The organism is Bariatricus sp. SGI.154, assembly GCF_050313795.1.
Classification (GTDB): Bacteria; Bacillota; Clostridia; order Lachnospirales; family Lachnospiraceae; genus CAMBRQ01.
In genome coordinates, this window is record NZ_JBNPMC010000018.1 from 14,494 (window position 1) to 37,801 (window position 23,308).

Annotated in this window: 23 protein-coding genes, 1 pseudogene and 1 other annotated feature; of the genes and pseudogenes, 23 read left to right on the top strand and 1 reads right to left on the bottom strand. The window is 44.2% G+C overall.

The annotated features are described in order from the left end of the window. The first annotated feature begins 27 nt into the window (after nucleotides 1–27). Nucleotides 28–1,014 (top strand): ornithine cyclodeaminase family protein, encoded by a 987-nt coding sequence (locus ACQRBN_RS09580; RefSeq protein ID WP_427738744.1) that lies wholly within the window; start codon nucleotides 28–30, stop codon nucleotides 1,012–1,014. A gap of 188 nt (nucleotides 1,015–1,202) precedes the next feature. On the opposite strand, the gene ACQRBN_RS09585 is transcribed toward ACQRBN_RS09580, so the two are convergent. Then, nucleotides 1,203–1,772, bottom strand: a complete 570-nt coding sequence (locus ACQRBN_RS09585) for a xanthine phosphoribosyltransferase (protein WP_427738745.1) — start codon at nucleotides 1,770–1,772, stop codon at nucleotides 1,203–1,205. Nucleotides 1,773–1,893: 121 nt separating this feature from the next. Between ACQRBN_RS09585 and ACQRBN_RS09590 the strand changes: the two genes are divergently transcribed. The 22 genes and pseudogenes from ACQRBN_RS09590 to cobS all read left to right on the top strand — a co-directional run bounded on the left by ACQRBN_RS09590 (nucleotide 1,894) and on the right by cobS (nucleotide 23,276). After that, nucleotides 1,894–2,730, top strand: coding sequence for a YihY/virulence factor BrkB family protein (locus ACQRBN_RS09590; RefSeq protein WP_427738746.1), 837 nt, complete (start codon nucleotides 1,894–1,896; stop codon nucleotides 2,728–2,730). A gap of 31 nt (nucleotides 2,731–2,761) precedes the next feature. Next, nucleotides 2,762–2,815, top strand: a complete 54-nt coding sequence (locus tag ACQRBN_RS09595) for a KxYKxGKxW signal peptide domain-containing protein (RefSeq protein ID WP_427738796.1) — start codon at nucleotides 2,762–2,764, stop codon at nucleotides 2,813–2,815. A gap of 87 nt (nucleotides 2,816–2,902) precedes the next feature. Then, nucleotides 2,903–3,131: a binding site (T-box leader), on the top strand. 126 nt (nucleotides 3,132–3,257) lie between these two features. Further along, nucleotides 3,258–4,277, top strand: coding sequence for a phenylalanine--tRNA ligase subunit alpha (gene pheS, locus ACQRBN_RS09600; protein ID WP_427738747.1), 1,020 nt, complete (start codon nucleotides 3,258–3,260; stop codon nucleotides 4,275–4,277). A 38-nt stretch (nucleotides 4,278–4,315) separates the two neighbouring features. Next, nucleotides 4,316–6,736 (top strand): phenylalanine--tRNA ligase subunit beta, encoded by a 2,421-nt coding sequence (pheT, locus tag ACQRBN_RS09605; RefSeq protein ID WP_427738748.1) that lies wholly within the window; start codon nucleotides 4,316–4,318, stop codon nucleotides 6,734–6,736. An 18-nt stretch (nucleotides 6,737–6,754) separates the two neighbouring features. Then, nucleotides 6,755–7,732 (top strand): signal peptide peptidase SppA, encoded by a 978-nt coding sequence (sppA, locus tag ACQRBN_RS09610; protein ID WP_427738749.1) that lies wholly within the window; start codon nucleotides 6,755–6,757, stop codon nucleotides 7,730–7,732. Continuing rightward, nucleotides 7,713–8,369, top strand: coding sequence for an RDD family protein (locus tag ACQRBN_RS09615; RefSeq protein WP_427738750.1), 657 nt, complete (start codon nucleotides 7,713–7,715; stop codon nucleotides 8,367–8,369). Before sppA ends, ACQRBN_RS09615 begins: the two co-directional genes overlap by 20 nt. 183 nt (nucleotides 8,370–8,552) lie before the next feature. Beyond that, nucleotides 8,553–9,578, top strand: coding sequence for a tRNA preQ1(34) S-adenosylmethionine ribosyltransferase-isomerase QueA (gene queA / locus ACQRBN_RS09620; RefSeq protein ID WP_427738751.1), 1,026 nt, complete (start codon nucleotides 8,553–8,555; stop codon nucleotides 9,576–9,578). A gap of 69 nt (nucleotides 9,579–9,647) precedes the next feature. Further along, nucleotides 9,648–10,112 (top strand): superoxide dismutase family protein, encoded by a 465-nt coding sequence (locus ACQRBN_RS09625; RefSeq protein ID WP_427738752.1) that lies wholly within the window; start codon nucleotides 9,648–9,650, stop codon nucleotides 10,110–10,112. Nucleotides 10,113–10,379: 267 nt separating this feature from the next. Further along, the gene (locus tag ACQRBN_RS09630) at nucleotides 10,380–10,799 is read left to right on the top strand and encodes a MarR family winged helix-turn-helix transcriptional regulator (RefSeq protein ID WP_427738753.1); all 420 of its coding nucleotides are present in this window, start codon (nucleotides 10,380–10,382) and stop codon (nucleotides 10,797–10,799) included. A 96-nt stretch (nucleotides 10,800–10,895) separates the two neighbouring features. Then, a complete protein-coding gene (locus ACQRBN_RS09635) occupies nucleotides 10,896–11,114 on the top strand; it encodes a DUF2148 domain-containing protein (RefSeq protein WP_427738754.1) in 219 nt (72 codons plus the stop codon). A 474-nt stretch (nucleotides 11,115–11,588) separates the two neighbouring features. Further along, entirely contained in the window at nucleotides 11,589–12,017 is a 429-nt protein-coding gene (locus ACQRBN_RS09640; protein WP_427738755.1) for a hypothetical protein, read from the top strand. Nucleotides 12,018–12,053: 36 nt separating this feature from the next. Beyond that, a pseudogene (locus ACQRBN_RS09645) lies at nucleotides 12,054–12,435 on the top strand (DUF3795 domain-containing protein). A gap of 146 nt (nucleotides 12,436–12,581) precedes the next feature. Beyond that, a complete protein-coding gene (locus ACQRBN_RS09650) occupies nucleotides 12,582–13,352 on the top strand; it encodes an alpha/beta hydrolase (protein ID WP_427738756.1) in 771 nt (256 codons plus the stop codon). A 248-nt stretch (nucleotides 13,353–13,600) separates the two neighbouring features. Then, nucleotides 13,601–14,752, top strand: a complete 1,152-nt coding sequence (cbiD, locus tag ACQRBN_RS09655) for a cobalt-precorrin-5B (C(1))-methyltransferase CbiD (protein WP_427738757.1) — start codon at nucleotides 13,601–13,603, stop codon at nucleotides 14,750–14,752. Continuing rightward, nucleotides 14,749–15,516 carry a precorrin-4 C(11)-methyltransferase gene (gene cobM, locus ACQRBN_RS09660; RefSeq protein WP_427738758.1) on the top strand — a complete coding sequence of 256 codons (768 nt, stop codon included), beginning with the start codon at nucleotides 14,749–14,751 and terminating at the stop codon, nucleotides 15,514–15,516. Before cbiD ends, cobM begins: the two co-directional genes overlap by 4 nt. 53 nt (nucleotides 15,517–15,569) lie before the next feature. Further along, a complete protein-coding gene (locus tag ACQRBN_RS09665; RefSeq protein ID WP_427738759.1) occupies nucleotides 15,570–16,649 on the top strand; it encodes a cobalt-precorrin 5A hydrolase in 1,080 nt (359 codons plus the stop codon). Beyond that, complete coding sequence (cobJ, locus tag ACQRBN_RS09670; RefSeq protein WP_427738760.1) at nucleotides 16,642–17,379, top strand: precorrin-3B C(17)-methyltransferase; 738 nt, start codon at nucleotides 16,642–16,644, stop codon at nucleotides 17,377–17,379. The genes ACQRBN_RS09665 and cobJ overlap by 8 nt, the downstream gene beginning before the upstream one ends. Then, nucleotides 17,366–19,348, top strand: a complete 1,983-nt coding sequence (gene cobK, locus ACQRBN_RS09675; RefSeq protein ID WP_427738761.1) for a precorrin-6A reductase — start codon at nucleotides 17,366–17,368, stop codon at nucleotides 19,346–19,348. Before cobJ ends, cobK begins: the two co-directional genes overlap by 14 nt. Before the next feature lie 5 nt (nucleotides 19,349–19,353). Further along, nucleotides 19,354–20,877 (top strand): cobyrinate a,c-diamide synthase, encoded by a 1,524-nt coding sequence (locus ACQRBN_RS09680; protein ID WP_427738762.1) that lies wholly within the window; start codon nucleotides 19,354–19,356, stop codon nucleotides 20,875–20,877. Continuing rightward, nucleotides 20,874–21,929 carry a nicotinate-nucleotide--dimethylbenzimidazole phosphoribosyltransferase gene (gene cobT, locus ACQRBN_RS09685; protein ID WP_427738763.1) on the top strand — a complete coding sequence of 352 codons (1,056 nt, stop codon included), beginning with the start codon at nucleotides 20,874–20,876 and terminating at the stop codon, nucleotides 21,927–21,929. The genes ACQRBN_RS09680 and cobT overlap by 4 nt, the downstream gene beginning before the upstream one ends. After that, entirely contained in the window at nucleotides 21,929–22,516 is a 588-nt protein-coding gene (locus ACQRBN_RS09690; RefSeq protein WP_427738764.1) for a bifunctional adenosylcobinamide kinase/adenosylcobinamide-phosphate guanylyltransferase, read from the top strand. Before cobT ends, ACQRBN_RS09690 begins: the two co-directional genes overlap by 1 nt. Next, nucleotides 22,497–23,276, top strand: a complete 780-nt coding sequence (gene cobS / locus ACQRBN_RS09695; protein ID WP_427738765.1) for an adenosylcobinamide-GDP ribazoletransferase — start codon at nucleotides 22,497–22,499, stop codon at nucleotides 23,274–23,276. Before ACQRBN_RS09690 ends, cobS begins: the two co-directional genes overlap by 20 nt. Nucleotides 23,277–23,308: the final 32 nt, after the last annotated feature.

The following is a 23,308-nucleotide window of genomic DNA, read 5'->3' on the forward strand; positions in this document are numbered from 1 at the left end:
AAACGAAAAGAATAGGAGAATGAGAATATGTTATTATTGAATCGGGAAGACATTAAAAAGGTATTTTCTATGAAAGACGCGATTGAGGCGGATAAGAAAGCATTTACATTGGTGGTAGAAGGGAAATGCGATGCGCCGCTTCGCACCAATATCCAGGCGCCAAGATATGAAGGGTGTTTTTTATTCATGCCGGCTTATGTGGAAGAGATGGATACGGCATCTCTGAAGATTATTAATATCTTCCCACATAATATTGATGAAGGGCTTCCGTCTTCTCCGGCGCAGGTATTGTTGATTGATGGCAAGACTGGCATCGTAACGGCAGTGCTGGATGGAACCTATGTAACGCAGATGCGTACCGGGGCGGCATCAGGAGCAGCGTTTGATGTGCTTGCCAAAAAAGATTGTAAGATTGGCGCTTTGATTGGAACAGGCGGACAGGCAGCCACTCAGCTTGAGGCTATGCTGGCAGCCAGAAAATTGGAAGAAGTCCGCGTATATGATTTGAATTACGACCGTACAGAAGTGTTTGCCAGGAAGATGCAGGAGGAACTTGCTTCTTATGGAGCGAAGATTACCGCAGTCAAGTCTTCGGATGAGGCAATTGACGATGCAGACCTTCTGATTACCGTTACTCCTTCGTCGACACCAGTATTTGATGGGACGAAGATTAAGAAAGGTGCGACAATCAGTTGCGTTGGCGCATATCAGCATCATATGCAGGAGATGGATCCGGCGATTCTTCCAAGAGCATCTAAGATTTATTTTGATTCTAAGGATGCAGTCTTGTCTGAGTCGGGTGATATTCTGATTCCGTTGGAAGAGGGAATCATTACAGAAGATGATTTTACAGGAGATCTGGGAAGTGTCATTAAAGGAGAACTTGTTGGCCGTGAGAATGATGATGAGATTATTGTGTTCGAGACGGTTGGTGTTGCAACACAGGATCTTATGGCGGCAAAGACGATCTATGATAGGGCGGTGGCAGCAGGTGTTGGTATCGACTGGAAATAATTATGGCATATACGAAAACTAATTGATAAACGCAATAAAGATGAATTGTATGTAGAAATTATTTTTTAAGGAGTAAGAAAGAGGGCTATAGGTTCATGGGTTTGAACGGCAGCCCTCTTTTTATGCTTTGTTATCAATGATATCGGTTCTTTGACAAACTTTCTCTTTTATCTGAAATTGTGGGAAGATTAAGCAAATGTCAGACCTGTATCAGTCATGGATTCTATGATTGCCAGCGACTCCAGATGGATTCCGCTGTCACGGATGATCTTTCCTCCCTGCTGGAATCCTTTTTCGATTACGATTCCTGCGCCTTCAATGCTGGCACCAGCCTCATGGATCAGATCGATCAATCCAAGCAAGGCGCAGCCATTGGCAAGAAAATCATCAATGATCAGTACATGATCGTCTGCGCTTAAGAATTTCTTGGATAATATGACATCATAGACCTTCTTGTGGGTGAATGATTCTACTTTTGTGTGATAGACATCTCCGTCAATATTAATACTTTGTGCCTTTTTGGCAAATACTACCGGTACATTGAAATACTGGGCAGCAATACAGGCAATGCCGATTCCAGAGGCTTCAATCGTCAGGATCTTTGTGATCTTATCACTGGGGAAGCGTCTTCGGAATTCCTTGCCAATCTCATTGATCAGGTCGATATCCATCTGATGATTCAGGAAACTATCAACCTTCAGTACATTTCCTGGCTTAACAAGTCCGTCTTTCAATATGCGTTCTTTTAAGAGTTCCATTGCTCATACCTTCCTTAAGTAATATTATATACAACTTATAGTAACTGATTAGAGTGTGTTTTTCAATAGACAAACGGGGAAAAATCGGGTAAAATATAGAGCAAATGTATTGGAGAATAAGATGAAGAGAGTAAAAGATAGTTACCAGAGGATTATGAATATAGCCGCAGATGTATCGGCGGATCATGTGGGAGCATATGCTGCTCAGTCAGCATATTTCTTTATGTTGTGTATGATTCCGATTATACTGCTGCTTCTGACCATGGTGCAGTACACGCCGGTTACCAAGGCAGATGTGATGACGGCAGTGATACAGGTATTCCCGTCGTCGGTGGATTCTATGATCACGTCTATTGTGAACCAGGTATATAACCAGTCAACCGGAGTCATCCCGATTACGATTATCGTAGCGCTCTGGTCTGCGGGCAAGGGTGTGCTTGCGGTGACATCCGGGCTGAACTGTGTATATAAGTGCAATGAGACGCGTAATTATATTGTGCTTCGTATCCGTGCTACCTTTTATACGGTACTGTTTATTCTGGTTATCATTCTGTTGCTGGTACTGGCGGTATTCGGTAATACGTTGAATATCTTCATTGCGGAGCATATACCGATTCTGGAGAATGTGGCGGATCGGCTGATTGAGGCGAGAGTGGTCATTGCGCCCGCAGTTTTGGTTGTGTTCTTGCTGTTCCTTTATAAATTCCTGCCAAACAGAAAGGATAAGATTCGCAATCAGTTGCCGGGAGCAGTATTTGCTACGATTGGGTGGATGGTTATTTCATGGATATTCTCTGTTTACCTGGATATTTTCAAAGGATTTTCCAATATGTATGGAAGCCTTACTACGATTGTGCTGATTATGCTGTGGCTGTATTTCTGCATGTATTGTATTCTGCTTGGCGGTGAAGTGAATGTGCTGGTCGGCGATAAGATATTCTTGGGGAATAAAAAATAGCAGTTATACGGGCTGGATGATATGAGAGGAATTGTGGAAATCAGGGAAGAATTTCTTGACATCGGGAATACTTATGGTACAATAATTAGGTATTCATACTCATTCGAGCATCCCGTAATACATGCCTTCGGCTGGCGGGCTATGCCCGATAACGTATAGATAGAAATGATAGATAAAAGCAATGACCGTGTAAGTAGAGAACCATTTTCCGATAGAGAGAGGAGATCACTGGCTGGAAGTCTTCTTGGGTTCAGATGGTAATCGAATTTCCCACGTGAGCTGCATTTTTGAAAATAATAGTAGGAAATGCCGTAAGATGCACGTTACGCAAGAATGAGTGCCTGCATTGTGAAGAGATGCAGGAATCAGGGTGGTACCACGGGTTATACCTCGTCCCTTTTAGGGGCGGGGTTTTTTATCATTATAAACATCGTTCCCTATCGCATAATCTGGGAGGTGCATGAAAGTGCACGGACTGTCAGGCTGAACTCTGGCAGCAAGTAAAGTATAAGAAAGGAAGAAAAAAGATGAAAGACAGATTGCAGAACATCAAAGATGAAGCATTGAAGGCGATTGAAGCGGCCGATATGCCGGAAAAATTGAATGATGTGCGTGTAAGATTCCTGGGTAAGAAAGGAGAACTTACCGCGGTCTTAAAAGGAATGAAAGATGTTGCACCAGAAGACAGACCGAAAGTCGGCCAATTGGTGAATGAGACAAGAGCGGCTATTGAGTCAGTTCTTGAAGAGAGTAAGGCGAAGATGGAGAGAGCCATCCGTGAAGAGCGGATGAAGCAGGAAGTCATCGATGTAACGCTTCCATCTAAGAAGAATATGGTGGGACATCGTCATCCGAATACGATTGCATTGGAAGAAGTTGAGAGAATCTTCGTAGGCATGGGATATGAGGTTGTAGAAGGACCGGAAGTAGAGTACGATCTGTATAACTTTGAAAAATTGAATATCCCGGATGGTCATCCGGCAAAAGATGAGCAGGATACATTCTATGTTAATAAGGAAATCGTGCTGCGTACTCAGACATCACCGGTACAGGCGCGTGTGATGGAACAGGGGAAACTTCCGATCCGTATGATTGCACCGGGACGTGTATTCCGTTCCGATGAAGTGGATGCTACCCATTCTCCATCCTTCCATCAGATCGAAGGACTGGTCATTGATAAGAATATTTCCTTCGCTGATTTGAAAGGAACACTGGAAGTATTTGCCAAGGAATTGTTCGGACCAGAGACTAAGACAAAGTTTCGTCCGCATCATTTCCCGTTCACCGAGCCAAGCGCAGAGGTAGATGTAACCTGCTTCAAGTGCGGTGGAAAAGGCTGCCGGTTCTGCAAGGGATCTGGATGGATCGAGATCCTTGGTTGTGGTATGGTACATCCTCATGTATTAGAGATGTGCGGAATCGACCCGAATGAATATACGGGATTCGCATTCGGCGTAGGTTTGGAGCGTATCGCACTGTTGAAATATGAGATCGACGACATGCGGTTGTTGTATGAGAATGACGTGAGATTTTTGAAGCAGTTCTAAATGGGGACAGGTACGTCCCCAATGAAAGGAGAAGTAAGATGAATACATCATTATCATGGATAAAGGCATATGTTCCTGACTTGGATGTGACTGCTCAGGAATATACAGATGCAATGACATTATCCGGAACAAAGGTAGAAGGATATGAAGTGTTAGACGCAGATCTGGACAAAATTGTAATTGGTCAGATTGACAAGATTGAGAAGCACCCGGACGCAGATAAACTGATTGTGTGTCAGGTAAATATTGGAAATGAAACCATACAGATCGTAACCGGTGCTAAGAATGTGAATGAAGGTGACAAGATTCCGGTTGTGTTAGACGGCGGTCGTGTTGCCGGCGGACATGAGCCGGGCAGCCGTGTGGCAGGTGGAATCAAGATTAAGAAGGGCAAACTTAGAGGTGTTCCGAGTAACGGTATGATGTGCTCTATCGAAGAACTTGGCTCTAACCGTGACATGTATCCGGAAGCGCCGGAAGAGGGAATCTATATCTTCCCGGAAGATGCGGAAGTTGGAGCAAGCGCAATTGAGGCACTTGGGTTAAACGATGTCGTATTCGAGTACGAAGTAACCTCTAACAGAGTAGATTGCTTTAGTGTGGTTGGCATTGCAAGAGAGGCGGCAGCAACATTTGGTAAAGAGTTCCATCCTCCGGTAGTGACCGAGACTGGTAATGACGAGGATGTGAATGACTACATCAAAGTAACAGTAAAAGACAATGACTTATGCCCGAGATACTGTGCAAGAGTAGTAAAGAATATTAAGATTGGACCATCTCCGAAGTGGATGCAGAGACGTCTTGCTTCTGTCGGAATCCGCCCAATCAATAACCTGGTTGATATTACCAATTATGTTATGGAGGAATATGGCCAGCCGATGCATGCCTATGACCTGGATACAATCGCAGATCATGAGATTGTAGTGCGTACGGCAGCCAAGGGAGAGAAATTCACCACTTTAGATGGACAGGAAAGAGAGATGGATGAATCTGTCTTAATGATCTGTGACGGTAAGAAATCCATCGGTATCGCAGGTATCATGGGTGGAGAGAATTCTATGATTACGGATGATGTTAAGACCATGCTCTTCGAGGCGGCTTGCTTCGATGGAACGAACATCCGTAAGTCCAGCAAGAAGATCGGTCTTCGTACAGATGCTTCTGGCAAATTTGAGAAAGGTCTTGACCCGAATAATGCACAGGCAGCCATTGACCGTGCATGCCAGTTGGTAGAAGAATTAGGCGCCGGTGAAGTAGTAGGTGGAATGGTTGATGTTTATGGCAAGAAGAAAGAGCCTGTCAGAGTGCCATTTGACCAGGATGAGATTAACAGACTTCTTGGAACCGATATTTCCAAAGAAGATATGTTAGGATATTTCAAGAAAATTGATCTTGAGTACGATGAAGAGACCAATGAAGTGATTGCACCGACTTTCCGTCATGACCTGTTCCGTATGGCAGATCTGGCAGAAGAAGTTGCAAGATTCTACGGATATGACAATATTCCAACTACGCTTCCAAAGGGCGAGGCTACCACTGGTAAATTGTCCTTCAAGCTTCGCGTAGAAGAAGTTGCTCGTGATATTGCAGAGTTCTGTGGATTCAGCCAGGGTATGACTTATTCTTTCGAAAGCCCGAAGGTGTTCGATAAATTAATGATTCCGGCAGATTCACCGCTTCGTCAGACGGTTGAGATTATGAATCCACTTGGAGAAGACTATAGTATTATGCGTACTACTTCTCTGAACGGAATGCTGACTTCACTTGCAACCAACTATAATAGAAGAAATAAGAATGTAAGACTCTATGAACTGGGGAATGTATATATTCCAAAGGCACTGCCGCTTACTGAACTTCCGGAAGAAAGAATGCAGTTTACACTTGGTATGTACGGAGACGGTGATTTCTTCAGTATGAAGGGCGTGGTTGAGGAATTCTTCGAAAAGGTCGGTATGAGCAAGAAAGAGATTTATGATCCGAATGCCGGCAAGCCATATCTGCATCCGGGACGCCAGGCAAATATCATCTATGAAGGGGAAGTTGTAGGATACTTAGGAGAACTTCATCCGGATGTTGCAGATACGTACGGTATCGGAACGAAAGCATATATTGCAGTAATTGACATGCCTGAGATTGTTAAGAGAGCATCCTTCGATCGAAAATACACAGGAATTGCGAAATTCCCGGCAGTCACCCGTGATATCAGTATGGTAATGCCAAAAGAGATTCTGGTCGGACAGATTGAGGAAGTGATCGAAAAGAAGGGCGGAGCATATCTGGAGAGTTATGCACTGTTCGATATCTATGAAGGAGCACAGATTAAAGACGGATATAAATCTGTTGCATATTCTATCGTATTCCGTGCAAAGGATAAGACACTTGAAGACGCAGAAGTTACAGAGGCTATGGACAGAATTCTGAAGGCATTAGAAGGTATGGGTATCGAACTTCGTAAATAATAAGTGAAAGGACAGAACATGAATAAAAAGCAGATAGGCGGTCTGGTGATAGCAGTTGTTCTCTTTATTGTCGTTGGGGTAAGCAGCGTTTTGACCAATGCATTCTCACAGGGAATCCTGGAAGAGAGCGCGGGAGAATTGTTAACAGGCAAATTCGAATTCAATCCACCTGCAGATGACTATATCGCAGTTGTGCGAGTGGAGGGAACCATTCAGGAGCAGACAAAAACCAGTGCATTTGAAGTGGCGGCTGGCTATCAACATACTACGACTCTGGAATATATTGACAATCTGATGTATGATGAAAATAATCAGGGGATTCTCTTGTATGTGGATTCCCCTGGTGGAACCGTCTACGAGTCAGAAGAATTGTATTTAAAACTTCAAGAATATAAGGAATATACTGGGCGACCGGTCTGGGACTATATGGCACATTATGCAGCATCCGGGGGCTATATGATCTCAATGGCAGCGGATAAGATCTATGCCAATCCGAACACGACAACAGGTTCTATCGGTGTGATCATGTCCGGTTATGATCTGACAGGATTATATGAGAAATTAGGAATCCGCTATGTCAGTATTACCAGTGGAGTTAATAAGGATAGTTCTAAACTGACGGATGAGCAGATCGCGATTTATCAGGATCAGGTAGATGAGTACTATTCCAAGTTCGTTGATATCGTGTCAAAAGGACGAGGAATGTCAGAAGATGAGGTAAAGGCACTTGCGGATGGAAGAACATATACTGCGAATCAGGCGCTGGATAACGGTCTGATTGATGAGATTAGCCTGTATGATGATATGACATCAGATATGAGTTATGAATTGGGGACAACTAAATTCTATGAATTGAAACAACCGTCGAATGTTCTGGCTTCTTTATTTGTAGAAGTAAAAAGTATGATTCCAAAATCAGAAGCCCAGATACTGACTGAAACCGCAGCAGATATGGAAAGCGGGGTGCCGATGTACTATGCAGAACAGTTACAATAGCCAGAAGGCAGAATACGCAGGCTTCTGGGTACGTCTGGCGGCCTACTGTATCGACAGCGCAGTCGTATGGATTGGACTCATCTTTGTGAAACTGGTGATAGGAATGCTGTCATTGTCGGGCGGAACGATTTTTCGGGCAAATATATTGTTCCATTATACGCTAAAAGACATTATTCTGTATGTGTTTCAAATATTGTATTTTGTGATATTTACATATAATACCGGAACCACTCTTGGGAAAAAAGCATTGAATCTGAGGGTGATTCATGCGGATGGCAGTCAGAGGCTAAGTTTGATTAACGTGTTGTATCGTGAGACGATCGGAAGATTCCTGTGTGGTCTGTCTATCGGGATTGGTTATATTATGGCAGGTGTTGACAAGGAAAAAAGAGGACTTCACGATATGCTCTGTGATACGAGAGTCGTTTATGCTAAGAAGATTAAGGTGTATCCAGTATATCAGGCGCCACAGGGGCGACCGATGCCTCCGATGGGTGGACAGATGCCGCCACAAGGACCGGGAACAGTGCCGCCATGGAATCCGAGTGTGATGCCACCGCAGGGACCGGGAACAATGCCGCCAATGCAGCAGGCATCATCACAAGAGAATGTGTCTACAACAGAATCAGAAAGTTAGAGTGAAAGCTTGTAAGATTGGGAACTCCCAATCTTACAAGCTTAATTTCGTGATAGGATGCGAATAGATAGAACTCAAAATAGAAAAAGGCAGGGTTGAATTATATTGCACCAAAGGATATAATGAATCAATGACATTAGAAATCAAGAAACAAGAATATAGGATAAAAGGGGATTCATAATTATGAAGCGTCAGGATTTTTATTATGAGTTGCCGGAAGAATTAATTGCACAGGACCCGTTGGAGGATCGTTCCAGTTCCAGGCTTCTTGTACTAGACAAGGAGTCTGGAACTGTTTCCCATCATGTATTCAAAGAGATTATCGACTATCTGCATGAGGGAGACTGTCTGGTAATTAATGACACGAAGGTAATTCCGGCAAGATTGATCGGTTCAAAGATAGGAACCGATGCAAAGATAGAAGTATTATTGTTGAAGAGGAAAGAAAATAATATCTGGGAGACTCTGGTAAAGCCTGGGAAGAAAGCGAAGGTCGGAACCAGGATTCGTTTTGGCGGGGGACTTCTTGTGGGAGAAGTTGTTGATATTGTAGAAGAAGGTAACCGTCTGATTCAGTTCACATATGAAGGCATCTTTGAGGAAATACTGGATCAGTTGGGACAGATGCCGCTCCCTCCATATATCACGCATCAGTTGGAGGATAAGAACCGTTATCAGACGGTGTATGCAAAACATACCGGTTCTGCTGCGGCGCCGACGGCAGGGCTGCATTTTACTCCGGAACTGTTAAAAGCGATTGAGGCGAAGGGGATAGAGGTTGCTAGAGTTACATTGCATGTAGGACTCGGAACATTCCGCCCGGTGAAGGTGGATGAGATTACAGATCATCATATGCATTCGGAATTCTATCAGATCGATGAAGAGGCGGCAAAGAAGATTAATCATGCGAAGGATGCCGGACATAGAGTGATCTGTGTAGGAACGACAAGCTGCAGGACGATAGAATCTGCGGCGGATGAGACCGGGCATCTTAAGGCTTCCAGTGGCTGGACGGAGATATTCATCTATCCGGGATATCAGTTCAAGATCTTGGATTGCCTGATTACGAACTTTCATCTGCCGGAGTCTACATTGATCATGCTGGTATCTGCATTGGCGGGAAGAGAGCATGTGTTGGCGGCTTATGAGGAGGCTGTGAGAGAACGGTATCGATTCTTCTCATTTGGAGATGCAATGTTTATACAATAAAGTATGGATAGAACATAAATAATTCCTGCATTCACTGCATAGAATGCCACAAGGAGTGTGATGGCATATATGAAGAGATTGGAAGAGAATCCTGCGGCATACGCAGAGATAGCAAGAAGCAAAAAATATCCGGACCTAAGAGGAAGGGTTGATCTGTACGATACATATGAAGGAACGTTATTAGTTATATCAGTTCGTGGGATTACAGATGCACAGGGAAAGAGTAGTCAGTCATTTCATGGTTTTCATATTCATGCAGGTGATGCGTGTACGGGAAATGCAGAAGAGCCATTTGCTGGTGCAGAGGGGCATTATAATCCCGGTAATGCGCAGCATCCAAATCATGCGGGAGATCTTCCGCCCCTTTTAAGTAATCATGGGTGTGCATGGATGTCGGTATATACGGATCGGTTCTATCCTGAGGATGTGATTGGACATACGGTGATTATTCATGCGATGCCGGATGACTTCCGTACGCAGCCTTCGGGTGATGCGGGGGAGATGATTGCGTGCGGAGTAATTGTGTCCGGGTGAGAATTCGTGTTATTTTCATGAAATGTGGCGGCGGTAACGAGGGAACTCGTTGCCGCCGTAGTTTGTTCGCACACCATGGGCGCACTTTAACGTGTGAAAGTCCCGAACATGCCTAGGCAACGAGGGAATTATAGTGTATATACATCAAACGAAAAACTATTTGATTTTATACTTTGTTTTATAGAGGGCTAAGTTTGCAGGCAAAGATTATGGTAGTCTGGAAATGTAACAGGTGTATTATATATTACAAGTAGGGAGAGAAATGAATTGAACAATTTTACGAAGATTAATTGCTATTGTATTAAGTTACGGCGTGCTGCCAATATTGTATCTGATATATATGATCACTGTCTCGATTCGATGGGGCTTTCAATTACACAGTATTCTTTATTAGGCAATTTACAGAAGATTGAAAGTTGTAGCGTAACAGATCTTGCTAATTATATTGGTCTTGAACGGACGACAGTTGTGAGGACAATACGTCCGCTTTTTTCTAAAGGCTTGATTTCTGATGCATCTGCGCCAAATCAGAGGAATAAAATTTTACAGTTGACGGAAAAAGGTGAAAAAATTTTAGAACAGTGTAAGATTTTGTGGCGGGATGCTCAGGAGGAGGTAGAAAAGCGTATTGGAAAAGAGAATGCAGATATGTTGATGAAAATTTTAGATCAGATCAATGATGGGTAATTTTTTAGCCTAATTCGTGTACATACATCAAACATAGATTCTGCTTTCAAAGTGGAATTATGTGAATAAAAGTTTAATCAGAGAGGAGAAAGAAATATGTTATATGGAAGCAATGAAATGGAAGGAAAGGCTTTGTTACAAGTTGCAGCAGAGATGTGCGCAGCGGCCGATGCGCGAGTAGATAACCGTGTTATGATGTCAATCGGAAAGGCGACTGAAGAGATGAAATATTCGGAGGAAGATATTTTCTGGCACGGTATCCCATTAAGCATCACAGGAAAGAATGTATTTTTTGATCGTGGTAAAGAGCATTGACGCATTTTTCATTTTGTAACTTTCAGGATAACTTCCTTTGTGAACAGATGGGTGAGCATCGCCGTGAAAAAGGGCGCTATGGAAATGATCACACCTACGTTGGAGGCCATGGGAGGAGTAAAAAAAGGCTTACGTGGTTGGAAGCCTGTGAAATAAAAATCAATTATCTGAGAAAAACTGCGAAAGCAGATAATCAATATCCGTTGAGAATTGTGGATGGTACCCGTTGGCATATGCGTCAAGATATGTCTGGGAGGTAACGCAAAATACTGCTCATAACAATGATATCCTCCCGTAAAATAAAGGACCTGCCTTGCGGCAAGCCCTTCTACATGTAAGCGATATTCTACGCTTTGCAGCACCCCGTCGTTTGCGGAAGCTAAACATACCGTGTTGATTAGGAGTGGGAAAATTCATAGATATATGGTAGAATGAAGGTCAATGACAGATTTGTATTTGGTGGAGAGAAATATCATGGGTATCATTGAGAAATTACAAGATAAGAATAACACTGTTGCTTATAGATTCCTTTTGGAACTTGAAACTACGTCTGCGGAATCAGATGAGTTGTATAACTACTTTGAGGATTTTCTAAAACTGCTTTCTCATAAAAGTTCGTTTGTTCGTGTAAGAGGTTTCCGTATGTGCTGCGCACAAGCACAGTGGGACTCAAAAAATAAACTGGAACATTATATAGATAAACTACTTACAATATTGGATGATGACAAGCCGACCGCAGTAAGGCAATGCTTGTCTGCGCTTCATACCATAATCCTTTATAAACCTGATTTATGTGGAAGAATAGAAGAAAAACTAAGGACATTGAATCTGGAAAAATATAAGGACAGTATGCGTCCGCTTATTGAAAAAGATATTGAAGAATTGAGAAAAGCATTTGCGTAAGTTGGGCTTCCCCGGAATGAATTGGAGGTACAGCGTATGAAAGGTTTTTATAGAGACAATCAGTTATTTTCCCTTTGTGGTTTGGATTGTGGATTATGTTCTATGCATTTGAATAAATATTGTCCCGGCTGCGGTGGTGGAGAGGGGAATCAGTCTTGTGAAATTGCAAAGTGTAGAAAAAACGGAAATATTGAATTTCCTATTAGTTAATTATAACGATGGCAGGAAAAAGAATCTTTTTTGTGTGGCGGTCAATCTTTTGGAATTGCAGGAGATAAAAGGGATACTCATGCAAATTGAGAGCAATCCGGAACTGGAGAAATTCACATTCAAAGAAAAATGTTCTTTTGTTGCAGGTTTGTTTCAAAACGCAGCAAAGCAAAAGAATATCGAACTAAAACTCCGTAAGAAAAAATAATTTCAAGAGAATATCTTTCTAAATTAAGGGGAATTCATGGGAAAAGTAGTGTCCGGTTGAACAAATAGAATTTCATAGAAAGGTAGAGAGAATATGAAAATGATTATATGTAAATTTATAGTGATAAAAAAGGGGCATGTCTATAAATGAAATACAAAAATCTTATCCGTTCTGAATTAAAGCACATAGCAAGAAATGTGCCATATAATAGGATGATAATAAAGTGCGCTAATATCTTTCAGATCATATCCTTTCATTTTACAATGATTCCCAAGGAAGTTGTTCATAGAACGATTGCGCTGCAAGGATATGAAGGGATGAAAGTTAAGGTAGAAGTATTTGAGCCTTCGAATATAAAGGAAAAACTACCCTGTTTGATTTATGTGCATGGAGGCGCGTTTAGTTATAAGGCTTCTGCCTATCATAAAAAACTTGTGTGTGTGTATGCGATGAAGGCAAACTGCAGGGTTTATTTTCCAGAGTATCATCTGACACCTAAGTATCCATATTCAGCCGCATATGGTGATGTTTTGGCGTTATATAAACACATTATGAAACATTCAGAAGAACTTGAAATTGATGATGAAAAGATTGGAATAGCTGGAGATAGTGCGGGTGCAGCTCTTGCGGCGCTGATTTGCAATCGGTATGAACAAGAAAACTTAAAACCACCCTGTATTCAAATGCTTGTATATATCGAAACCGCCGAATATGACTGTTTACATGATGAAGGCATTCTGTATGGAAAGAAATTGCGGGAAGCGGGAGCAAAGGTTGAAATAAATGAAACTAGAGGAACCATCCATGGATATGACTCGGTCATAACTACCCAAATAGCAATTCGTAATATCCAAAAACGCATTACATTTTTGCAGAAAGGGTTCCTGGTGCATCCCCTGACACAGAAAACGCCCTAACCATGGGCGTTTTCGTATACTCAAAAAACGATAGCCGTCTTTTTAAAATTGTATCAAGTTGATTACGCAATACGATGTGAAAGGTACGAATTTTTCAATCAAGAGAAATTCCTTCTATTCGATTTTATAACACAGATTAAGAACAAATTTTTCAGAAGGAAATAAGGTTTGACATGCCTAAGTCAAACGAATAGAATAGATGGTAACGTAAGCAAGATAATATTCAGATAGATTAAAGGAGAAGTAGGATGCCGCAAAAAAAACTTGCAAAGGGTTACACAACCGGAACATGCGCCCAGGCAGCAACCAAAGCGGCTATGAGAATGCTGCTGACCGGAAGAAAAACAGAACAGATCGAAGTAGAACTGCCAAAAGGCAAGCGCCTGCAGTTGGACATTCAGGATATTCAGATGCAATATCAGGATGCCACAAAGAAGTGCCCGGTTAGCGTATCCTGTGCAGTAAAGAAAGACAGTGGTGACGATCCTGACATTACGAATGGTGTTCTTGTATACAGCAGGGTGGAAAGGACGGATACCGGGGAGGTCATTCTGGAAGGCGGCAAGGGAATCGGAAGGGTCACGAAGCCGGGACTGGAACAGCCGGTGGGAGGTGCTGCCATCAATCGTGTCCCAAGGCAGATGATTCTAAGGGAAGTACGAGAAGCCTGTGAAGAGATTGGATATGACCAGGGAATCCGCGTGGAGATATCCATTCCCGCGGGTGTGGAACTGGCTGCAAAGACCTTCAATCCAAGACTTGGGATTGAAGGGGGATTGTCCATACTTGGGACAAGCGGTATCGTGGAACCCATGAGCGAACAGGCTTTGATTGATACGATTCGACTGGAGATGCAAGTGAAACTGGCAGCAGGGAAAGAATATCTGATTGTGACTCCGGGAAATTATGGTCTCGATTTCTTGAAGACTGCATATGGAATCAAAGAACAAGAGATTGTAAAATGCAGCAATTATATTGGACAGACTCTGGATATGGCGGTAGAACGAGATTGCAAAGGTCTTCTGTTGGTAGGGCATGTCGGGAAATTAATCAAGGTTGCCGGGGGAATTATGAATACACATTCAAGGTGGGCAGACTGCCGGATGGAACTGCTGGCCGCAGCGGCGCTGCGAGCAGGAATTCCGGGAGATAAGGCCTGTGAACTGTTGGAATGTGTAACGACGGATGATGCATTGGAGAAATGTTCAGAAGAAGAGCGGCATCGTGTTATGGAGCAGATTATGAAGCAGATTGAAAAATATCTGAATTATCGGACAGGTGGGCAGATGCAGGCAGGCGCAATTGTATTTTCGAATGTATATGGAATTCTTGGGAAGACAGAAGCGGCAGAAGATTTGTTGAAAGGATATTTCGTGAGAGAAGAAGGAGGAGCGGTATGATACATTTTGTAGGAGCAGGACCGGGAGCGGCAGACCTGATTACGGTTCGGGGCCAGCGGCTGCTTGAACAGGCGGATGTCGTGATCTATGCAGGTTCTCTGGTGAATCCGCAATTATTGGAATCTGTAAAAGATGGATGCAGGATCTATAACAGTGCTGTCATGACATTAGAAGAAGTGATGGAAGTGATGGAGGAAGCGGAAGCAGAGGGGTTTAAGACGGTCAGACTTCATACAGGAGATCCGTGCCTGTATGGCGCGATACGAGAGCAGATGGACTTATTGGATGAAAAACAGATTCCGTATGAGTCTTGTCCTGGTGTAAGTTCTTTCTGCGGAGCGGCAGCAGCGCTGAATTTGGAGTATACTTTACCTGATGTGTCCCAAAGTGTGGTGATAACAAGAACAGAAGGCAGAACGCCGGTTCCTGAGAAGGAAAGTGTGGAAGCATTCGCAGCGCATGGAGCGACAATGGTGCTGTTCTTAAGTACAGGATTGCTTGGAAAATTAACGAGTGAATTGATACGGGGCGGCTACGCGCCGGATACACCGGCAGCGATTGTGTATAAGGCAACCTGGCCGGAAGAAGAGACGCATATCTGTACGGTAGAGACATTGGAAGAAACTGCCGACCAACACGGGATCAGAAAGACGGCATTGATTATCGTGGGAGACGTGGTGAGTCATCATCACTATCAGCGGTCAAAATTATATGATCCGGCATTTACGACAGAATATCGGATGGGAACGGATCAATCGAACTAAGAATGAACCGGAAATGAATCAGGATGATGCAGAACGGATAGAGGAAATCGGGAATGAATATTGCGGTTATTAGTTTTACTCAGAATGGGCGATTGCTTGCCAGGCGGATTGCTGGCTATTTGGAAAATGGGAATCATAATGTAAGCATAGATATGAAGTGTGCTAGTTCAAAGGATTCTATAAAGTATACACTGTCAGAATGGACAGACAGGCAGTTCCAGAAGAAAGATGCCCTCATTTTTGTCGGAGCGGTTGGAATTGCTGTTCGTGCAATTGCGCCTTATGTGAGATCGAAAGTTACAGATCCGGCGGTTCTGGTGATTGATGAGAAGGGGAATTACTGCATTCCATTGCTATCCGGGCATATTGGCGGGGCGAATGAACTGGCTGCTTATATCTGCAAAGGGATACAGGCGATACCGGTGATTACGACTGCAACAGATCTTAATCAGAAATGGGCAGTAGATGTGTTTGCATCAAAGAATGGATTGCATATTCAGAATATGCAGAGGGCGAAAGAGATATCAGCAAGGATTCTGGAAGGCGAGAAGATAGGGATTGAATTCCAGAATCCGGAATCGACACCTGATATGGAGGGAAGATTGCCGGAAGGAATCTTTTTATGGTCTGAATCAAAATCTGATTACCAGGAGTGTTCTCGCCAGGAGCCGGATATTTCCATAGGAATCTATAAGAGACCGGAGTATCAGCGGACATTATCTCTCATTCCCAAGGCTGTAACCGTAGGAATCGGGTGCAGAAAAGGGACGTCCGCTGATCAGATAGAATCCGCTGTGAATAAAGTACTGCTAAGAGAAGGAATCTGGAAGGAAAGTATCCTTAAAGCAGCAAGTATTGACCTTAAGGCGGAGGAACCTGGAATTCTGGAATATTGCAGGAGGCAGAAAATTGAATTTTCTGTCTATAGTGCGGATGAATTACGAAGAGTAGAAGGGCATTTTTCGGAATCGGATTTTGTAAAGCGAACTACAGGAATCGGGAATGTCTGTGAAAGGAGTGCAGTCTGTGCAGGTGATTCGGGCAATCAGGGGCAACTGATTGTCAGAAAACAGGCGGAGGATGGCGTTACAGTAGCATTGGCAGCAAGAGAATGGAGGGTATATTTTGAATAAGATCTATGTGATAGGAATTGGACCGGGTGCTTATGAACAGATGACGGTAAAAGCAGCAGAAGCATTAAAGGAATGTGAAGTAATTGTGGGATATACGGTGTATGTGGATCTTCTGCGGGAGCATTTTGGCGAGAAGGAATTCTTAACAACTCCCATGCGGCAGGAAGTAAAGCGGTGCGAGATGGCTTTTTTGGAGGCGGCAAAAGGGCGGAAAACTGCGATGGTTTGTAGTGGGGATGCCGGAATCTACGGAATGGCGGGTCTGATGTATGAGATTGGCGAGAAATATCCTGATGTAGAACTTGAGATCATCCCAGGGGTTACGGCTGCAATTGGCGGTGCTGCGGTACTGGGGGCGCCTATGAGCCATGACTGTTGTCTGATTAGTTTAAGTGATCTTCTGACACCGTGGGAAACCATTGAAAAGAGGGTGAAGGCAGCAGCAGAGGCGGATTTTGTTATCTGCCTGTACAATCCTTCCAGTAAGAAGCGGGGAACATATCTGAATCAGGCATGTACCCTGATGTTGCAATATAAGCCGGAAGATACGGTATGCGGAATCGTCAGAAATATAGCAAGAGATGGGGAAGAGATGGAGATTCTTACGCTAGAGGAACTGAAAGAGACTCCGGTAGATATGTTCTCTACTGTATTTGTGGGGAATCAGGATACGAAAGTGATTGGCGGGAAGATGGTTACACCGAGAGGATATCGCTATGAGAGAGACTAAGATATTGATCTATGCAGGCACAACAGAGGGAAGAAGACTTGCGGAGTATCTGGTGCGGAGAAAGGTAAGAGTGCATGTCTGTGTTGCAACTGCTTATGGAGAGAGCCTTCTGCCGGAAGAAGCGTGTATTACCGTTACGCATGAACGGATGGATTGTGAAGAAATGCAGAACTTCATAAAGGAGTATGACCCTTTGTATGTCATTGATGCGACACACCCTTATGCCAAAGAAGTTACAGAGAATCTGAAAATGGCATGTGAGCAGTGCAAGGTTTCTTACCTGAGACTGATCAGAAGGCCGGAAGAGATACAGGATTGTATCTGTGTGGAGAATGTAGAAGCGGCCGTTCGTTATCTGGAAGGAACGAAGGGAAACATTCTGGTAACTACCGGCAGTAAGGAACTGGAAGCCTATACGCATCTGACAGATTATCAGGAGCGTGTCTATGCAAGGGTGCTGTCAGTGAAAAGCGTGGCAGCAAAGTGCGAAGATCTTGGATTCGCGGGCAGGCATCTGATCTGTATGCAAGGTCCGTTTTCTGTGGAAATGAATCTGGCGATGATAAGAGAATATGGGATTGATTATCTGGTTACGAAGGAGTCGGGTGTCGCAGGAGGATATCCTGAGAAATGCCAGGCAGCATACATGGCAGGTGCAAAACTTGTGGTCATAGGGAGACCTTTACTGGAAGATGGATATACATATGATGAAATAATTAGATTTTTAAAGAAAGAAATTAATTTACAAGATAAATGGAAAGTGACACTTGTAGGAATCGGTATGGGATCGGAGGATGTGTTTACGATAGAGGGAAAGAGAGCCTGCCAGAGCGCACAACTGCTGATTGGAGCAAAGCGTATGCTGGAAGCCGCATCCAGTGCCGGGCAGCCTACATATGCCGCATATAAACCAGATGAGATCCTTCAGTATATCAAAACACATCCGGAGTATGAGGAAGTAGCCATTGCATTATCCGGAGATGTAGGGTTCTACAGTGGTGCAAGACGACTGCTGAGTCTGCTTAAAAAGGAACCGCAGGTAGAGGTGAAAGTAATTCCGGGTATCTCATCGGTTGCCTATCTTAGTGCCAGACTTGGAGTCTCCTGGGAGGATGCTGCACTTGTCAGCGTTCATGGAAGAAAAGAGAACCTGATCTCTGTGGTATGCAATTCGAAGAAGACGATTGCGCTGGTAGGAACAGCAGATGGTGTACGGGATATCTGTAGGAAACTGGTAGAATTCGGTTATGGTCATCTTACGGTATGCGTTGGAACGGAACTGGCTTATGACACAGAAAAGATTGTAGATGGAACCGCGGGGTCTTTGGTAGATTATCAGGGAGGAGATCTGGCTGTGGTATATATAGAGAATCCGGATGGTGGAGAGGGGACGGTGACGCAGGGCTTGCCGGACCAGGCATTCATCCGCGGGGATGTCCCTATGACGAAGGAAGAAGTGCGGTGCGTCAGCATTGCCAAACTTAGGCTGCGAAGAGATTCGATTGTCTATGATGTGGGAGCAGGAACCGGATCAGTTGCCGTAGAAGCGGCACTTAAGGCTGACCGGGGATGGGTATATGCGATTGAAATCAAGGAAGAAGCAGCAACCCTGATTCGGGAGAATCAAAAGAAGATGAGAGTGGATAATCTCACGGTTGTTAAAGGAGAAGCACCGGGTGTGCTTCAGGAACTTCCCGCTCCTGACTGCGTATTCATCGGAGGAAGCAAAGGTCATCTGAAAGAGATATTGCAGATGGTCGCTAAGAAGAATCCCAAAGCACGCGTTGTGATCAATGCAATCGCATTGGAGACACTGGCAGAGGCGATTGCCTGTATAAAGGAACTGTCGATTGCAGAGGAAGAGATTGTGCAGATTGCGGTTGCGAAAACAAGGAATATAGGACACTATCATATGATGATGGGACAGAATCCGGTATTTGTCATTAGTTTCACCTTGAAGGGAGAGTAACCAGAATGCATATTCCAAGAATATTGATTACTGCACCAGCCAGCGGCACTGGAAAGACACTTGTTACCTGTGGGATTCTGCAGGTATTGAAAAGCAGGGGAATGAAGACGGCTGCATTTAAGTGCGGACCAGATTATATTGATCCGATGTTCCATAGAGAGGTATTGGGGATTCCCAGTTACAATCTGGATACTTTCTTATGTGGAAAAGAAGGAGTAAGGAACCTTCTTGTTAAGAATGCAAAAAACGCGGAGATTGCAGTATTGGAAGGTGTGATGGGATATTATGACGGTCTTGCAGGGATCTCGACGGAAGGCAGTGCGTATGACGTTGCAGATACCACGGATACGCCAGCGATTCTGGTGGTGGACTGTAAAGGAGTCAGTGTATCGGTGGTGCCTTATATCCAAGGATTCCTTCATTATCGGGCTCAGAAAGACGAAAAACGTCATCGCAATAGCCACATTGCTGGCGTGATTCTCAACCGTTTATCTCCGATGATGTACGGACGCATGAAGCAGATGATTGAAGAAGAGACGGATATCAAAGTCCTGGGATATGTTCCGGTTATGAAAGATTGTGTACTGGAGAGCCGGCATCTGGGGCTTAAGATGCCAGGAGAGGTGGATTCACTTCAATTACGGATCATGGAGTTGGGAAAGAAACTGGAGGAAACAATTGATATTGATGGGTTGTTGGAGATTGCCAGAAGAACCACAGAATTAACACCGGGAGTTGTTGGTGGAATGGATGGAAAAGTACCCATGTGTGAGGAAACGACTGCATATGGGAATATAACTTTCGCTGAGGAAAGCGGGTGCCGATGCGGTGCAGATAGCCCATATCAGGGGCTTCGAATCGGCGTTGCAAAGGATGAAGCCTTCTGTTTTATGTATCAGGATAATCTGGATCTTATTGAAAGCATGGGTGTGAGGCTGATTCCTTTCTCCCCGATATCAGATAAGCATCTTCCGGAGCGATTGGACGGCTTGCTTTTATACGGGGGATACCCGGAATTGTATGCGGATAGACTAAGCCAGAATGAAAGTATGCGTATGGAGATTAGAGAGGCGATTGAAAATGGTCTGCCCTGTATTGCGGAATGTGGCGGCTTTATGTATCTTCAGGAGAGTATTACGGATGAAGAAGGACATACATATCCTATGGTTGGGGCGTTGAAGGGGAAGAGTTACTACACGCCTTCTCTTAAGCGGTTCGGATATATTACCTTATCAGGCGGCACTAAGACAGACGATATAGCGCAAAATGGCGCAGGAGTTAATGTGATAGGAAGTGGAAAGGTATTTGGCAAGGAAGTAGGAGAGATTCCGGCACATGAATTCCATTATTATGATTCAGATGAATGCGGCAGCTCATTTACTGTGAAGAAACCATTGTCCCAGAGAAGTTGGAAGTGTATCATTAGTACAGAGACCTTGCTGGCGGGATATCCCCATATTCATTATTATGGAAACTTGAATGTGATAAGGGCATTTTTAGATACATGCAGAAAAGAGGAGAAGGAATGACATTAGAGCAGATCATAGAAGGAATAAAACCGATAGATAGACATGCAGTGGAACTGGCTAAGAAAAAATGGAATTCTATTGCCAAGCCACTGCACAGCCTGGGGAAATTAGAAGAGCATATCATCAGAATTGCAGGAATGACCGGAACCATCAATGTGGAAATGGATAAGAAAGCATTAATTGTAATGTGTGCGGATAATGGCGTAGTAGAAGAGGGAGTAACCCAGACCGGACAGGAAGTAACGGCGATTGTGGCAGAGAATTTCCTTGACTGTAATGCCAGTGCGGCGATTATGTGTAAAAGAGCGGGGGTAGATATCTATCCCATTGACATTGGAATGGTGGCAGATACCAGAGTGCCGAATTACAAAGTGGCGTATGGTACCAGGAATATGACCAAAGAGCCTGCCATGACGAGAGAAGAAGCAATGCAGGCAGTTCTGACGGGAATCGAACTGGTAAAAGCAAGGAAAGAAGAGGGCTATCAGATCATTGCAACCGGAGAGATGGGGATTGGCAATACGACGACCAGCAGTGCGGTGGCATCAGTGCTTCTGAACCGACCGGTAGACGTGATGACCGGACGAGGGGCAGGGCTTACCAGTGAAGGACTGAAACGTAAGATTCGGGCAATTGAGAAGGCAATCGAGATGAATCGCCCGGATGCAGAAGATGCGTTGGATGTGCTTGCCAAGGTGGGAGGATTCGATCTGGCAGGGCTTGCGGGAGTCTATCTGGGAGGCGCTTATTACCGGCTTCCGGTGGTGATTGATGGATTCATTTCGGCAGTGGCAGCACTGGCAGCAGTCCGTTTATGCCCTGTGTCAAGGGAATATATGCTCGCATCCCATGTGTCGAAAGAGCCGGGAACGCAGATGATACTGGATGAACTCGGAATGTCTGCATCCCTGACCTGTGATATGTGTCTGGGAGAGGGAACCGGAGCAGTTGCGTTCTTGCCGGTGCTTGAGATGGCGCTGGAAGTGTATCAGAAAATGAGTACATTTTCGGAAAATAATATTGAAGATTATGAGGAACTTGGTGATAAATAATGATACATATGGTAACCGGCGGCAGTGGCAGTGGAAAGTCGGCATATGCGGAGGACTGGCTTCTGAAGAGGCAAAAAGAGAATCCGTGTACGCAATATGGTAAGGAATATAAAGAGAACAAGCTGCCGCTTCTTTATATCGCTACGATGATCCCATATGGGGAAGAGGCGAAGAAGAAGATTGAACGGCATCATCAGCTCCGGGCAGGGAAAGGATTCTCTACAATCGAGCGCTATACAGATCTGAAAGGACTTGAGATTCCTGCGAATTCAGGGATTCTGCTGGAATGTGTATCGAATCTTGCAGCAAATGAATTCTACTGTGAAGACGGAACTATGAAGGAGAGAAAGGAGACACTGGATCGGATCATTGAGGGAATACAGCATCTGTCCCGGGAGACCTGCTGTTTTACGATTGTGACGAATGAAGTGCATTCGGATATCAATGGCTACAGTCCTGAGACGGAAAAGTACCGGGAACTGCTGGGAATGGTGAATCAGCGGATTGCGGAGTTGGCAGATCGGGTGACAGAAGTGGTGTATGGGATTCCAGTGTGTATAAAAAGTGATGAGCAGAGTATGGAATAGTTTTAAAATAGCATTCGCTATGTATAGCAGAATTCCTATGCCAAGAAGTGAATGGACGGAGGAAAATATATCGTATGCTATGTGTTTCTTCCCGTGGGTAGGGGTAGTGATAGGAGCGGTATCTTACGGAATCTTTTGCCTGAAAGGTCTGGCATGTGAGCAGGGGATTCTTCTGAATGATCTGTTCTGGACGGCGTTGTTGGTATTAGTGCCGATCTTTATTACTGGTGGAATTCATATGGATGGATTCTTGGATACTCAGGATGCTTTGAGTTCTTATCAGCCGAAAGAAAGGCGCCTGGAAATTCTGAAAGATTCCCACGCGGGAGCATTCGCGATTATCTCTTGTGCGGTGTATATGGTGTTGTACCTGGGGGTCTATTCATCGCTTACCAAGGCGAGTATCGAGGTGATCGCCCTAAGTTTTATGTTGTCCCGGACTCTAAGTGGATTATCGGTTCTTACATTTCCACAGGCAAGGAAGAAAGGGCTTGTGGCGACATTTTCCCAGAATGCGGCGAAGCGGACATCAAAAATGATGCTGATGGGGTATCTGGTGATTCTGTGTGTGGTAATGGTATTCGTAGGAAGATGGATGGGTCTGGCTGCATTGGTGGCGGCGGGACTAACGTTCCTGTATTATTATCGGATGTCAATGGAGAAGTTCGGGGGGATTACCGGAGATCTGGCAGGATATTTTTTGCAAATATGTGAATTACTTATGGCGCTGGCAGTGGTGATTGTGGATTCTTTGGTTTGATAGTGTAAGATAGATTTGGGGCTGCTATCAGA